The 14,065-nt window shown below is 39.1% G+C and carries 13 protein-coding genes; 2 read left to right on the top strand and 11 right to left on the bottom strand.

Annotated features, from left to right (window positions below; genetic code table 11):
* Positions 1-11: 11 nt before the first annotated feature.
* The gene (locus FS458_RS07050; protein ID WP_066396238.1) at positions 12-1,295 is read right to left on the bottom strand and encodes a DEAD/DEAH box helicase; all 1,284 of its coding nucleotides are present in this window, start codon (positions 1,293-1,295) and stop codon (positions 12-14) included.
* A gap of 175 nt (positions 1,296-1,470) precedes the next feature.
* On the opposite strand from FS458_RS07050, the gene vrrA reads away from it, so the two are divergent.
* Both vrrA and FS458_RS07040 read left to right on the top strand, forming a co-directional pair.
* On the top strand, positions 1,471-2,106 hold the full coding sequence (gene vrrA / locus FS458_RS07045; protein ID WP_186320479.1) for a VrrA/YqfQ family protein: 636 nt from the start codon (positions 1,471-1,473) through the stop codon (positions 2,104-2,106).
* A 118-nt stretch (positions 2,107-2,224) separates the two neighbouring features.
* On the top strand, positions 2,225-3,172 hold the full coding sequence (locus tag FS458_RS07040) for a 4-hydroxy-3-methylbut-2-enyl diphosphate reductase (protein ID WP_144699017.1): 948 nt from the start codon (positions 2,225-2,227) through the stop codon (positions 3,170-3,172).
* Positions 3,173-3,229: 57 nt separating this feature from the next.
* Here the strand turns inward: FS458_RS07040 and FS458_RS07035 are convergent, their stop codons facing one another.
* The 10 genes from FS458_RS07035 to FS458_RS06990 all read right to left on the bottom strand — a co-directional run bounded on the left by FS458_RS07035 (position 3,230) and on the right by FS458_RS06990 (position 14,056).
* The gene (locus tag FS458_RS07035; RefSeq protein WP_144699015.1) at positions 3,230-4,351 is read right to left on the bottom strand and encodes a Nif3-like dinuclear metal center hexameric protein; all 1,122 of its coding nucleotides are present in this window, start codon (positions 4,349-4,351) and stop codon (positions 3,230-3,232) included.
* On the bottom strand, positions 4,348-5,049 hold the full coding sequence (locus FS458_RS07030; protein ID WP_144699013.1) for a tRNA (adenine(22)-N(1))-methyltransferase: 702 nt from the start codon (positions 5,047-5,049) through the stop codon (positions 4,348-4,350). Before FS458_RS07030 ends, FS458_RS07035 begins: the two co-directional genes overlap by 4 nt.
* 171 nt (positions 5,050-5,220) lie before the next feature.
* Entirely contained in the window at positions 5,221-5,565 is a 345-nt protein-coding gene (gene cccA, locus FS458_RS07025; RefSeq protein WP_144699011.1) for a cytochrome c550, read from the bottom strand.
* A 239-nt stretch (positions 5,566-5,804) separates the two neighbouring features.
* On the bottom strand, positions 5,805-7,418 hold the full coding sequence (locus FS458_RS07020; protein WP_144699009.1) for an AMP-binding protein: 1,614 nt from the start codon (positions 7,416-7,418) through the stop codon (positions 5,805-5,807).
* Between the two features lie 33 nt (positions 7,419-7,451).
* Positions 7,452-8,591, bottom strand: coding sequence for an acyl-CoA dehydrogenase family protein (locus tag FS458_RS07015; RefSeq protein ID WP_144699007.1), 1,140 nt, complete (start codon positions 8,589-8,591; stop codon positions 7,452-7,454).
* A gap of 253 nt (positions 8,592-8,844) precedes the next feature.
* The gene (gene rpoD, locus FS458_RS07010) at positions 8,845-9,975 is read right to left on the bottom strand and encodes an RNA polymerase sigma factor RpoD (protein ID WP_066396256.1); all 1,131 of its coding nucleotides are present in this window, start codon (positions 9,973-9,975) and stop codon (positions 8,845-8,847) included.
* A 42-nt stretch (positions 9,976-10,017) separates the two neighbouring features.
* Entirely contained in the window at positions 10,018-11,826 is a 1,809-nt protein-coding gene (gene dnaG / locus FS458_RS07005) for a DNA primase (protein WP_144699005.1), read from the bottom strand.
* Between the two features lie 59 nt (positions 11,827-11,885).
* Complete coding sequence (locus FS458_RS07000) at positions 11,886-12,353, bottom strand: YaiI/YqxD family protein (RefSeq protein WP_144699003.1); 468 nt, start codon at positions 12,351-12,353, stop codon at positions 11,886-11,888.
* A gap of 185 nt (positions 12,354-12,538) precedes the next feature.
* Entirely contained in the window at positions 12,539-13,354 is an 816-nt protein-coding gene (locus tag FS458_RS06995; protein WP_137788849.1) for a pyruvate, water dikinase regulatory protein, read from the bottom strand.
* Positions 13,355-13,372: 18 nt separating this feature from the next.
* Positions 13,373-14,056: a helix-turn-helix transcriptional regulator gene (locus tag FS458_RS06990; RefSeq protein ID WP_231607259.1), complete on the bottom strand. Its 684-nt coding sequence runs from the start codon at positions 14,054-14,056 to the stop codon at positions 13,373-13,375.
* Between the last annotated feature and the right edge of the window lie 9 nt (positions 14,057-14,065).

The following is a 14,065-nucleotide window of genomic DNA, read 5'->3' as shown; positions in this document are numbered from 1 at the left end:
TCCCTAACCTACTATCTGATGTTTCTTCTTTTCTTCTTCATTAGTTTCTTTTTCTGTTCGTCCATCTTTTTCTTATAACCAGGCTTTACTTTGCGCGGTTTTGGTACATAAACGCCATCCTGCTCTTTTGCACCCGTACTTTTCTTGCTCGGTTTTACAGGTACCCATTCACCGTTCTTATATTGTTCGATGTGGAAAATGATTTTTTTCTCTTTTAACTTTTGTACAGAATGCTGATCTGTTTGCTCGTAAAGAGATGCACAGATTCCTGACATTCCCGCACGGCCCGTTCTTCCTGCTCTATGAATGTAGAAATCAAGATCTTTCGGGAACTCGTAGTTGATGATGTGGCTGACACCTTTGATGTCAATTCCACGAGCTGCAAGGTCAGTTGCTACTAAGAACTGAAACTCAGCTTTCTGAACACGTTTCATGATGCTTTTTCTTGTACGAGGCGGAATATCACCATGAAGACGTTCAACACTCATTCCTTCAGCACTCATAGCATCCGCGATCTCATCAACTGCTTTTTTTGTGTTAGCAAATATAATCGCAAAATATGGATTATAGTTTCTTGCTGTTTTGATAAGCGTAGGAAGTTTGTCATTGTGTTTTGCTTGAATAAGAACGTGCTTGATGTCCTTTGCTGTAATATGCTGTGGTTCAACGTGAACATGCTTAGGGTTCTGCATATATTTTTTCAAGAATGGCTGCAGTTTTTCTGGAACAGTGGCAGAGAACACCATCATTTGTAATTCGTTGGCCATACGAGAAGCGATCAGATCTACATCTTCAATAAAGCCCATATCTAGCATCTGATCGGCTTCATCAACTACGAGCATGTTCGCTGTAAAGACAACTAGCTCTTGAGCGTTTACCAAGTCTTTAATACGACCAGGAGTTCCAATCACTAATTGAGGAACTGTTTTCAGTTTTTCAGCCATACGTTTTCTATCCGTTCCACCAACGATTGCTTTTGCGCGGATTTGCTTATCCTCAGGCATATGCTCAGAGATCTTTAGAAACTCGTTGTAGATCTGTTGTGCTAATTCACGAGTAGGAGCTGTAATTACTGCTTGTACCTCGTCTTTTGTGATGTCTATTCTATGCATCAATGGCAGCAGGAACGCAAATGTCTTTCCTGAACCTGTTTGCGATTGTCCGATCATGTCTTGTCCGTTGATTATTCCAGGAATTACACGCTCTTGAATATCAGTTGGTCTTTCAAATCCAATACCACTTAAAGCGGTCTGGAGCGATTCGTTTATTTTTAACCGTTCAAACGGAGATTTCATACGCTCACCTTTTCTTTTCAAATATAAATTCTTCACTTTTAGTATTATAGAGTAAGTTTTGCATTTAAGCCAACCATCCTTAAGATTAATAAGAAAACAGGGATAAATATCACACATGTTTTTCTTATTTCATATTCTATATATGAGCGTATTATTTTGGAAAGGAGGGGGAATTATGCAGCCTTTTTATAGATATCCAAATCAACCTCAGCATCCTATGCAGCCCTTTCAAGTAAATCCATATCTTCAAAACATGAATGGGATGAATGGTATGCCGCGTCAGATGGGTTCTGTTGACAGATTCTTGGGGACGATTGGCAGCGGTGGAAGTATAACAGGTGGAACAAGTGTGTTTACGATGTTGAACAACGTGCAAAAGGTCTTAAAAGTTGCTGAGACGATGGGACCTATGATCAAACAATATGGACCTGCAATGAGAAATCTGCCTTCCATCATGACAGCTCTTAAAGATTTCCAAAGCGGATCGAGCTCAAAGGCAGAGAATGATACTGAGGCAGATACCTCCGAAAAACCGGAAAACACAGATCAAACGACTGAAACAAAGGTTACGGATGAAAAAAGTGATGCTAAGAAAAGCGTTATAAAGAAAAACGAAAAAAAAGAAAAAGTAAAAACAGAAACAGAAGAAAAGGTGGTTGTGGCTGGACCAAAGTCTACAAAGTCATCCACGCAGACCGAGGCACCGCCAATGATCAAAAAAACGCCAAATGCTACAAAAGCTGTACCGTCAGCACCTAAGACAAACGTACCTAAGGGCTACCACTTATCGGGGCCGAAACTATATGTATGAGTATAGTGTTTGAGTTCTTATGGTCTCTCCTTTATAATAAACACATACAGAAGTAAATCTCCCAAGACAGCATAGATCTCTGTGCTGTCTTTTATATGAAATAAAGGAGAGATCCAATATGGAAATCGTTAAAATATCTCCACGAGGATATTGTTATGGTGTAGTGGACGCGATGGTCATGGCACGCCAAGCTGCTAATGACCCGACATTGCCTAGACCCATCTATATACTAGGTATGATCGTTCACAACAAACATGTGACAGATGCCTTTGAAGATGAAGGTATCATTACCCTCGATGGTGCGAACAGACTGGATATCATTAAAAATATTGAAACAGGCACGGTTATTTATACCGCTCATGGTGTTTCCCCAGAAGTTAGACGGATTGCTCATGAAAAAGGCTTATATGAGATTGATGCTACATGTCCTGATGTTACAAAAACGCATGACCTTATTCGTGAGAAAGAAAAAGAGGGGTATGAGATCATCTACATCGGTAAGAAAGGTCACCCTGAACCAGAAGGAGCGATCGGAATCGCACCTCATATCGTACACCTGGTTGAAAATACCGATGATTTAGATTCACTAAACGTGAACAGTGAAAAGATTCTCATTACAAATCAAACGACGATGAGTCAATGGGATGTAGCTGAACTCATTAAGAGACTGCTTATGAGATATCCTTCTGCTGAAGTTCATAAAGAGATCTGTTTGGCTACTCAAGTCAGACAAGAAGCTGTTGCAAATCAAGCAGGTGATTGTGACCTGGTACTTGTAGTTGGAGATCCTAGAAGCAATAACTCAAATCGGTTAGCTCAAGTTTCAGAAGAGATTGCAGGAACAACAGCATACAGAATCTCTGATGTATCTGAAATCGAACTTAGTTGGTTAGAAGGCGTAAAGAAGGTAGGAATTACTTCTGGTGCTTCTACACCAACACCAATAACGAAAGAAGTTATCGATTTCCTTAAAAACTATGATGACCAAAATGAAGAGACATGGAAAAAAGAGCGTAAAGTGACCCTTAATCGCATTCTTCCTAAAGTTAAAGAGAAAAAGTCATAAAAAAAAGCTGGAGTACTCCAGCTTTTTTTTTGACTTTATTTAAATTAAAATCCCCGTCTACATAAACGTAAAAGGATCTGTAATAATATTTGATTCTACAACAACAGTCTCATATTTGTTATTCATAAGTTTCTCTTCAAGTATATCCTTGAGCTTAATCTTCATGATCTGTTCGATATGATGTCCAGCATCTACGATTGTAAGCCCTTCTTCTTGAGCATCATGTGCATTGTGATAATAGATATCTCCTGTAACTAATACATCTGCTCCTTTATGAAGAGCTGGATAAATATATTTGTTTCCATCACCGCCTACGACGGCAACTTTTTTAATAATAGAATTTTTACCTTTAATAACTCGAAGATGCGATACTCCAAAAGCGGTTTTCACATGCTCTACAAATTCCTGAAGGTCCATTTCTTTAGGAAGCTTTCCGATCTTTCCAATTCCAAGCTCCTCCCCTTTGTTCAAAAGCGGGTAGAGGTCATACGCTACCTCTTCATATGGATGTGCTTTTTTCATTGCTGAAACAACCACTTTTACAATAGATTCTGGCAGGATTGATTCTATTTTGACTTCTTCTACTCTCTCCAATTCACCCTGTTTTCCGATAAAAGGTTCCGTACCTTCTAATGGTGTAAATGTACCGATACCATTACTTGAGAACGAACAGTGACTATAATTTCCGATATGACCAGCTCCAGCATTACCGATGGCAACCCTGACTTGATCTTCATGTGTGCTAGGTACAAACACAGATAACTTTACGAGTTTATCTTCATATGTTGTTGATAACACTTCAGTGCTCGTTAATTGCAATTGATCAGCCAGCCATTCATTAACCCCTAGCGATGTAACATCTAAGTTCGTATGTGCCGCATACACCGTTATATCGTTCTTGATTAATTTTTCAATAACCTTACCTTTTGATGTGTTGATATCAATTCTTTTCAATGGACGGTATAGCAGAGGATGATGAGCAATGATCAGATCAACTTTTCCTTCAATCGCTTCATCCACGACACTTTCTAATACATCAAGTGCGATCATCACCTTTTTTACGGGTTTGTTCAATGAACCTACTTGTAATCCGATAGGGTCACCTTCTATAGCCATCTTTTTAGGTGCGAAACTTTCTAAAAGAGAAATGATATATTGCGCGCTCGCACTTCTACTCAAGAAATCCACTCCTCTGCAAATTTTATGTTTCTTCTTAATTCTTCTCTTTTTTTCTCTGCAGTTACTCCTGAACTATTTTCCATTTGAGCCAAAATCGCTTTCCATTGCTTGACTTCCCCTGCCCACTTGTCTTTAAACGCTTCGTTCTGATTTTTTAATAAGAATGGGCCGAACAATAATTCCGCTTCTTCACGATCAGTATATGGTTGATCGCCTGTGCGTTCGGCGACAAGAATCTCGTAGATCTTGCCATCTTCTTTTAAAATTTCTTCAGCAATCAATACCCAGTTCTCTTTTAATAGCCATTTTCTTACTGTTTTTGACCCAACGTTAGGTTGGAGAATTAGACGACGTGCTCGTCCAAGCTTATCTTTTCCTTTTTCAAGAATAGATGTGATCAAAGAACCACCCATGCCGCAAATCGTGATTACTTCTGCTTCGTCTGGTTTAAGTACTGAAAGTCCATCACCTTTTCTAACTTCGATCACATCGTTTAGTTTGTCTAATTCCACCTGCTCCTTAGCGGATAAGTAAGGACCTTGTGTAATCTCACCTGCGATTCCTTTTTTTATTCCCTTTTTTAGCCCGAGATAACAGGGTAGATAAGCGTGGTCAGATCCGATATCTGCCAAAATTGTGTTTTCAGGTACGTATGAAGCAACTCGCTCGAGTCGATTTGATAATTTTTCTGAATTCATTTTTTCATCACCGTTTCAATTAATTTGTTAGTTTTAGTATTCACACGTTCGATCATTTTTTGTAAAAAAAAGCTAGAAAGACATAAAACTTTTAGAAAAAGTACGAATTTACGATCTGATCATACAAAGAAAAGAGCTTCTTGTTATAAATAACAAGAAGCTCTTCTTATTTTATTTTTTTTCTGCTAACCAATCAACTAGTATTTTAGCTTCTTCACCTTTTACGACACCAGCTGGCATTCCACCTGGTTTACCGTTTTTGATAATATCAGCAATTTCTTCCGGCTTATACTTGCCACCAATCTTATCAAGTGCTGGTCCAGATGCACCTTCAAGGTTTTGTCCATGACAAGAAGAACAGTTTTGTTTAAAAATAGCTTCCGGATCCATAGCAGCCTTTTCTTTATTTTCACTAGCCGTATGAATTTTGTTGATACCATATCCGCCCATTGTAAGCATAAGAACAATTCCAATAACTCCAATAATGGCAAAAGGAATGAGTGGATTACGTTTCATGCAAATTCCTCCTTCGTCTGTACACTACATGTGTTGTGATCTTGATAAACTTAATATGTATAGTAAACAATCCATAACCTATTGTACTGTAAAAGCGTTTACTTGGGAAGTACAAACTCTATTTTTCCCAGTTTTGTCACAGCATTAACTTTTTAAACTTTTTTACCTAACTTTTGTAGATTCAGTCATTCACTTTAAATGAAGAGGTACAAAAAAGAAAAAAGCCACACTACTGGTGGCTATTCATGTATAACTGAAAGTGCCTCTATCGCTTGTTCTCGAAGCTTAAATTTCTGTACTTTTCCAGAAGCAGTCATCGGATACTGATCAAGAAAGAGATAATATTCTGGAATCTTAAAGTGCGAGATTTTTCCTTTACAATAAGCCTTCAATTCATTTTCAGAAAGTGAATGACCTTCTTTTATTTGGATGCATGCCGCTACTTTTTCTCCAAATTTTTTATCCGGGACACCGATTACTTGTACATCAAGGATAGAAGGATGTGAATAGAGGAATTCTTCAACCTCTCTCGGATATACGTTCTCACCGCCACGGATGATCATATCTTTCAAACGACCTGTGATTTTAAAATAGCCTTCTTTATCTACAGTAGCTAGGTCTCCAGTATGAAGCCATCCATCTGAATCAATCGCTTCGTTCGTCGCTTCAGGCATCTTGTAATAGCCCTTCATAACATGATAACCTCGTGTACAAAGTTCTCCTTGTTCACCAGGACTCACTTCTTTATTCGTTATCGGGTCGACCACTTTTGCTTCTACTTGAGAATGCTTCTTTCCGACTGTTTCAACTCTGCGCTCGATCGGGTCATCTGTTCTCGTTTGAGTGATAACAGGAGAAGATTCTGTCTGGCCATATGCGATCGTGATCTCTGACATTCCCATCTTTTCGATCACTTTCTTCATCACTTCTATCGGACAAGGTGATCCTGCCATGATTCCTGTTCGAAGTGTTTGCAAGTCATAAGAATCAAAATCAGGAAGATTCAATTCCGCGATGAACATTGTAGGAACTCCATGCAACCCTGTACACTTTTCGTTTTGAACCGTTTCTAAAACTTCTTGAGGATCAAATTGGACGATCGGCACCATCGTAGCTCCGACTGAAACGGCAGCAAGGGTCCCTAAAACACAGCCAAAACAATGAAAGAAAGGAACAGGAATGCACAATCGATCTGCACTTGTTAAGTTCATACTATCTGCTATCTGTCTCGCATTATTAACAATATTGTAATGCGTCAACATGACCCCTTTCGGAAACCCTGTCGTTCCAGAAGTGTATTGCATGTTGATCACATCATCGCAATGAAGAGATGATTCTCTTCTTTGAAGTTCTTCATCAGATACGACGTTCCCAGCTTTCAACATATCTGAGAATGTTTCATAAGATGAAGATTCAGCATCTAGTTGAACGAAATGTTTCAATACAGGAAATTCCGTTAACCTGCCTTTAACAGAATCTACCATATCTTTGTATGAAGTAGTACGGAATTGTTCGATAAAGAATAAAGCTTTTGCATCAGACTGCTTCAATAAATAATCTAATTCAGAAGATTGATAATTCGTATTGACCGTGACTAAAACGGCTCCAGCTCTAGCTGACCCGAATTGGAGCAACAGCCATTCGGGTACATTTGTGGCCCAAACAGCTATATGATCTCCTTTTTCTATTCCCATTGCCATCAGACCTTTGGCAACCTTAGTCGTTAATTCATAAAATTCTTGATAGGTATAGCGAATTCCTAGTTTGCTGTAAACCATAGCTTCTTGATCCTTAAGTTTCAACGCTTGTTTTCTTAAACAATCCCCTACAGTTACTTTCATTAGTTCAGCCATAATTCACCCCATCACTTGGTCTTTTAACGATTGTTAGCAGCCGATCTCTCTTGCAATAACGATACGCTGAATCTCTGATGTACCTTCTCCAATCTCAAGAAGTTTAGCATCTCTGAAATAACGTTCTACATGGTAATCCCTCATATAGCCATTACCGCCATGTATTTGAACCGATTCAGAACAGATCTGCATACATGCTTCAGATGCGTATAATTTTGCCATCGAGGCTTCTTTTGAGAACTTCTTACCTTGATCTTTTAGCCATGCTGCTTTATATACCATTAATCTAGCCAATTCGATCTTCATCGCCATATCGGCCAACTTAAATTGGATCGCTTGGAATTTCGAAATAGATCTTCCGAATTGTTTCCGCTCTTTTGCATATGTTAGAGCCTTCTCATAGGCCGCCTGTGCAATTCCTACTGCCATCGCACCAATACCTATTCTTCCTCCATCCAAGGTCACCAGGAACTGTTTAAAGCCGTCTCCGCGCTTTCCTAAAAGGTTTTCTTCAGGTACTCTCACATCTTCCATAAAAAGTTCAGTGGTGTTTGAAGAGTGAAGACCCATTTTCTCGTAATTATCGATAACACGGAATCCTTTAGCATCTGTTGGTACAATAATCGCAGAGATTTCTTTATCGTTACCATTTCTATTTGTAATAGCAGTTAACGCTAAGTGCTTGGCATAGCTCGCGTTCGTGATATAACATTTTGAGCCATTAATCACCCACTCACCATTTTCCGCTTTCGCCGTTGTTTCCGTACCACCTGCATCAGAGCCTGCATTAGGTTCTGTTAATCCGAAAGCTCCCAGAGATTCACCTGTACAGATTGGGGTCAGATATTTTTCTTTTTGTTCGTGCGTGCCAAATAGGTTTAAGGGAGCTCCACCTAAAGATACATGTGCAGAATATGTAATTCCAGTAGATCCACAAGCGCGGCTCAGTTCTTCTACAGCAATGGCAAAACTTATAGTATCAGCTCCGCCTCCACCATATTCTTCTGGAAAAGGCAGACCCATCATTCCTAATTTAGATAGCTTTTGAAAAATCTCTACCGGGAATTCTTTATTTTTATCTCTTGCTTCAGCTCCCGGAGCTACCACTTCATCTGCAAATTCTCTCATCATTTTTTGAATCATCAACTGCTCTTCTGTTAATGTAAAATTCATGGTTGCATCCCACCCTTTAATAAATTTACGCTTTTATTTGTATGCGCTTACATATTTATTATAGATATAAAGGCTGAATTTTTACAAGATTTAAAGAATTTTTAATTTAATATACAGAAGAATAAGCAAGCAACAAAAAGAATTATGCAGGAAATTGTATGAGATAATGAGTTTTTGATGAGTTTGCATTGAGGTGGAATAATAAGTAAAATGAAAGAAATAAAAAAAGCTTGCCCAGAATTGGGCAAACTTTCTACTCTAAAAAGTCTTTTAATCGTTTACTTCTGCTTGGATGGCGGAGTTTACGGAGTGCTTTAGCTTCGATCTGACGGATACGTTCACGCGTTACGCCAAACACTTTACCTACTTCTTCAAGGGTACGAGTACGTCCGTCGTCAAGTCCGAAACGAAGACGAAGAACGTTTTCTTCACGATCCGTTAAGGTATCTAAAACATCTTCAAGCTGCTCTTTCAATAACTCATAAGCCGCAGCTTCTGAAGGAGCTAATGCATCCTGATCTTCAATAAAATCACCAAGATGAGAATCGTCTTCTTCACCGATAGGTGTTTCTAAAGAGACTGGCTCCTGAGCGATCTTGAGAATCTCACGCACTTTTTCAGGAGTTAGTTCCATCTCAGCACCGATTTCTTCTGGTGATGGTTCACGCCCAAGATCTTGAAGTAACTGACGTTGAACACGAATCAGTTTGTTGATCGTCTCAACCATATGCACCGGGATACGGATCGTACGAGCTTGGTCAGCAATCGCACGCGTGATCGCTTGACGAATCCACCATGTTGCATACGTACTAAATTTAAATCCTTTGTCATAGTCGAACTTTTCAACAGCTTTGATCAATCCCATGTTACCTTCTTGGATAAGATCAAGGAACAGCATTCCACGACCAACATAACGCTTGGCAATACTTACAACAAGTCGTAAGTTAGCTTCTGCAAGACGGCGTTTGGCTTCTTCATCACCGTTCTCAATACGTTTAGCTAGTTCGATCTCTTCGTCTGCTGAAAGTAAGTCTACACGTCCGATTTCTTTTAAGTACATACGGACTGGATCGTTGATCTTAACACCTGGTGGTACGCTCAAGTCATTAAGATCGAATTCTTCTTCCTCTTTTTCCATTTCGAACTTAGGGTCCTCTTCGTCTTCTGCATCTTCAGACGCTTCAGCAACTTCAACACCTTGTTCTTCAAGGTAAGAATAGAACTCGTCCATTTGATCAGAATCCTGTTCAAAAGGTGCCAGCTTACTTGTGATTTCAGTATATGTTAGCCGTCCTCGCTTTTTACCGGCCTCAACTAATTGTTCTTTAACTTGATCGATGGTTAATTCGCCTTCCGTACCTTGACGGTTTGGTTTTTCAGCCATTCGATCCCCTCCTTCCAAAACTTCAACCATCCTACATCCCGATTATTTAAGAGATCTTTTCATTCTCATAATTTCTTGGGCAATTTGGGCTGCCAGTTTTATTTCATTCCTTCTTATTGCGTCTTCTTGCTGTTTTTCTTTTTCTTGTATCTCCCGCAATAAAGGATAGCTAGAAATAATACGAATATAATCCGCGAGCTCTATTTCATTCAGCTCTTCACTGATTGTAAGCATCGCCAATTCCGAAGCTAATTTCCTTAATTTGTCATCGTCGATACGCTGCATGAACAACCCTACATTGGGTTTATTTCCTTCTTCATAAAAGGCATATAAGTATGCAGCAATCGCATTATGCTCTTCAACATTAAAGCCTGAATCCAACTTTTCTTGAATTAAAAAAGCGGCTTCCTCACTTTTTAACATATGAGCAAGGACAATACGTTCAGCATTCAGATTTCTCGGCAACAATGACTTTTGCAAAAGTGTTTGTATTCTAAAATTATTATCCCGCTTTTTAGGGGCGTTATCCTTAGACCTTTGCAGTTGCTTTGTAGTCTGTGTCTGCTGTTGTTTTAGAGCATCCAATGAAAGATTAAATTCAGAAGCGATCTGGCGGAGATAATGATCTCGTTCAACCGCTTTTGGCAGACGCGCAATTTCTTGAATAATCTCTTCGATATAGATCATCCGTTCTCCTTCATCTCGAAGGTTTTTCCCGCGTCTGTAATATTGTATTTTAAATGCCATCACAGTTAGGCTAGCCCCTATTATATCTTTTAAAAACGAATCGTTTCCAAATTTCGAAATATAGTCATCGGGGTCCATTCCATCAGGCATCTGTGAAATCTTCACGGTACAGCCTTGTTTTGTTAAAACTTCTGAAGCTCGAAACGCTGCTTCCACGCCAGCTCGGTCAGAGTCATAGCAGATTGTGACAGATTGAACATTTCGTTTCAAAATGGCTGCATGATCTTCCGTTAACGAAGTACCTAATGAAGCAACACCATTTGTAACTCCTGCTCTAAAAGCTGCAATTGTATCTACATACCCTTCAAAAATGACAGCATGTTGTTTCTGCCTCATCTCTGCACGTGCAAGGTTTAAACCATAAAGAGTTCTTCCTTTTTGGAAGATCTTAGACTCTGGACTATTAAGGTATTTCGGCTCGTCCTTCCCGTCTAAAACCCGGCCACCAAAAGCGACCACTGCACCTGTACGATCCCAAATCGGAAACATGACTCGATTTCTAAATCGATCATACGGTTTTCCATCAGATTGTCTCTTTCCGATCAACCCAACTTTTTCAGCGATGTGTAGGTCCATTCCTCTTTTTTGGAGAAATTGTGATGCGGTCTCCCAAGAATCTGGAGCATAACCAATTTGGTACCGCTCTATGGATTCTCTAGTGAATCCCCTCTTCTCCAAATATTCTAACGCCGGCCTTCCCTGTTTTGTGTGAAGTAAGCAGTGATGATACAATTTAGCCAACAACTCATGAATCTCAGTCATCGCCTTTTTCTCGTCAGAGCTTTTTTCAGAGAAGTTTTGCTGATGAATTTGAGGAAGTTCGATGTCACTTTTTTTCCCAAGCTGCGTTACAGCTTCAATAAAAGAGTATCCTTCAATGTTCATCAAAAAAGAAAAAACATTGCCTCCTGCTCCACAACCGAAACAATGGTAAATTTGTTTTTCAGGTGAGACAGAAAAGGATGGCGATTTTTCCCCATGAAAAGGACATAGGCCAAAATAATTTCTGCCTTGTTTCTTAAGAGGAACATAATCGCTGATCACGTCAACAATATCGCTTGATGACCTGACCTTCTCTATTAAGTCCTCAGGTATACGTTCCATATAACCACCACAGAATCTCTGTTTCTTTTAGACACTAGATATATATTCGTGGCACAATTCTATTTTCCTTCAACATTCGACAGGATTTCGCAAAAAACTGTGCAGAATCTTTCTGTGTCCTCTTTTTTAAATTTAGCAGGTCCTTTTGAATGCTTGCCAGAACGCCTAGCTTTTGCAGACATATAACGTTCATGAAGCACTCGTTCCATTTCATTCCCTTGAAACTGTTTCCCTCTAGGGGTGATGACGTAAACCCCTTTTGAAAGAAGAAGGCTCGCGAGGGCGTGATCTTGAGTCACAACAAGATCATTTTTTTTAGAATGATTATGTATGTAAAGATCAACCTCTTCAGGACTTGCATCGACCAATATCCAACGGCCAGGCTGGTCCGTGTTACTCGCGTGAGCGTATGAAGTAACAAATATGGGTTCAAAATCAAACATTTTGGAGAACTTAAAAATTTCTTCCTTTATCACAACAGGACAAGCATCTGCATCTACAAATACATTACCAATTAATTTTTCCATATTCTTATGTTCTACTTTTACAGTGATTCTCCTTCATATAAGAGCATTTGCCTTAAATTAGCATCCTCAATTTATCACTATTTTGGACAAACTTATAAAATTTAATCACAATGTAATATTATAATAAAACTCTCTCCTTTTTACCAGTAAAATGATGAAAATAAAAAAGCGCAATCATTTGCGCTTTATTTATAAGACTTTCCTTGAAACAAATTGTAGATCACGTTAGCTGATTCTTCGACAGCTTTATTTGAGACTTCAACCACTCTGCATCCGATCTGATCAACGATTTTGTTAAAGTAGACGAGCTCGTGCTTGATTCTCTCCATGTTTGCGTAGTTCGCTTCAGAATTTAAACCAAGCGCCTTTAAACGTTCTCTACGAATATCGTTTAATTTCTCAGGGGTTATCTTAAGACCGAAGCATTTATTAGGTGAAACTTTAAACAATTCTTCGGGCGGTTCTACTTCCGGAACAATAGGTACATTCGCAACCTTTAAACGTTTATGTGCTAAGTATTGTGAAAGTGGTGTTTTTGAAGTTCTTGATACACCGATTAGTACAACATCCGCTTTTAATATTCCTCTAGGATCTCTGCCATCGTCATATTTGACGGCAAACTCAATAGCTTCAACTTTTCGAAAGTAATCATCATCAAGCTTATGCACGACTCCGGGTTCATATCTTGGAACTTGATTTAGCCGAGATTGCAGCTGATTCATAATCGGACCCATAATGTCCACTGTAGGTATGTTGTGCAACGCAGCCTGCTTAGCAACGTACTCGCTTATTTCAGGCACGACAAGAGTAAATGCGATAATCCCGTTGTGATCCTTCGCTAATGAGATGACTTCATCAATCGTCTCTTTATCTTCCACATATGGAACTCTCTTAATCTCTATTCCATTTGAATTAAATTGGCTCGCCGCCGCTTTAACAACCAACTCTGCCGTTTCTCCGACTGAATCGGAAACGACATATACGATAGGACGTCCTGTCATGTTGGCCTCCCCATTCAATTATAGTAATTCATCATGTGCTAATTCCACAAATGCCTTTGTGATATTCGTCTTCGTAATCCTACCGACTACATCGAAACCACTCTCATCATCTGAGCGTTTTACGACTGGAAGACAATCAATTTGTTTTCTGATCAAGATGTGTGCGATATCTAAGAGATAATCCTCTTTAAAACAATATGTGATATTAGGCATTCTTGTCATAATAATGTTAATTGGGATACTGTTGATCTCTTGTTTACCCATGCTTGCTCTTAATAAATCTTTTCGTGAAGCTACGCCAGCAAGATGTCCGTTCTTATTAATGATAAATAAAGTACCAACATCCTCCAAGAACATCGTACATATAGCTTCGTATACCGTCGCTGAATCTTGAACGACAACAGGCATGGATGTGAATTCCGCAACTTTAATCTTTTTTATTTTTTCCGTTAGAAGCTGCGACCCTGTCTTCCCTGTATAAAAATAACCAACTCTTGGTCTAGCATCTAAATAACCTGCCATCGTTAGAATGGCAAGATCGGGTCTGAGTGTAGCTCTTGTAAGATCAAGTTGATCTGCGATTTGTTCACCTGTAATAGGCCCATTATCTTTAACAATTTCAATGATTTTTTGCTGCCTCTTATTAAGTTCGATCGTGTACACCACCTTTTGCCGCATCCAATGTGTTATACTTATTCTCATTATTATAAC

It is taken from the genome of Fictibacillus phosphorivorans, from assembly GCF_007673525.1.
GTDB lineage: Bacteria > Bacillota > Bacilli > Bacillales > Fictibacillaceae > Fictibacillus > Fictibacillus phosphorivorans_C.
The sequence above is the reverse complement of the archived record's forward strand: the minus strand, read 5'-3'. Positions and strand labels throughout refer to the sequence as shown.

What these genes read in the sequence shown, in the direction of transcription:
- vrrA (WP_186320479.1), top strand. Translation starts at nt 1,471, where the DNA reads ATGCAGCCTTTTTATAGATATCCAAATCAACCTCAGCATCCTATGCAG.
- cccA (WP_144699011.1), bottom strand. Translation starts at nt 5,565, where the DNA reads ATGAAACGTAATCCACTCATTCCTTTTGCCATTATTGGAGTTATTGGA.
- FS458_RS07040 (WP_144699017.1), top strand. Translation starts at nt 2,225, where the DNA reads ATGGAAATCGTTAAAATATCTCCACGAGGATATTGTTATGGTGTAGTG.
- FS458_RS07020 (WP_144699009.1), bottom strand. Translation starts at nt 7,418, where the DNA reads ATGGCTGAACTAATGAAAGTAACTGTAGGGGATTGTTTAAGAAAACAA.
- FS458_RS06990 (WP_231607259.1), bottom strand. Translation starts at nt 14,056, where the DNA reads ATGAGAATAAGTATAACACATTGGATGCGGCAAAAGGTGGTGTACACG.
- FS458_RS07050 (WP_066396238.1), bottom strand. Translation starts at nt 1,295, where the DNA reads ATGAAATCTCCGTTTGAACGGTTAAAAATAAACGAATCGCTCCAGACC.
- FS458_RS06995 (WP_137788849.1), bottom strand. Translation starts at nt 13,354, where the DNA reads ATGACAGGACGTCCTATCGTATATGTCGTTTCCGATTCAGTCGGAGAA.
- FS458_RS07000 (WP_144699003.1), bottom strand. Translation starts at nt 12,353, where the DNA reads ATGGAAAAATTAATTGGTAATGTATTTGTAGATGCAGATGCTTGTCCT.
- FS458_RS07015 (WP_144699007.1), bottom strand. Translation starts at nt 8,591, where the DNA reads ATGAATTTTACATTAACAGAAGAGCAGTTGATGATTCAAAAAATGATG.
- rpoD (WP_066396256.1), bottom strand. Translation starts at nt 9,975, where the DNA reads ATGGCTGAAAAACCAAACCGTCAAGGTACGGAAGGCGAATTAACCATC.
- FS458_RS07030 (WP_144699013.1), bottom strand. Translation starts at nt 5,049, where the DNA reads ATGAATTCAGAAAAATTATCAAATCGACTCGAGCGAGTTGCTTCATAC.
- dnaG (WP_144699005.1), bottom strand. Translation starts at nt 11,826, where the DNA reads ATGGAACGTATACCTGAGGACTTAATAGAGAAGGTCAGGTCATCAAGC.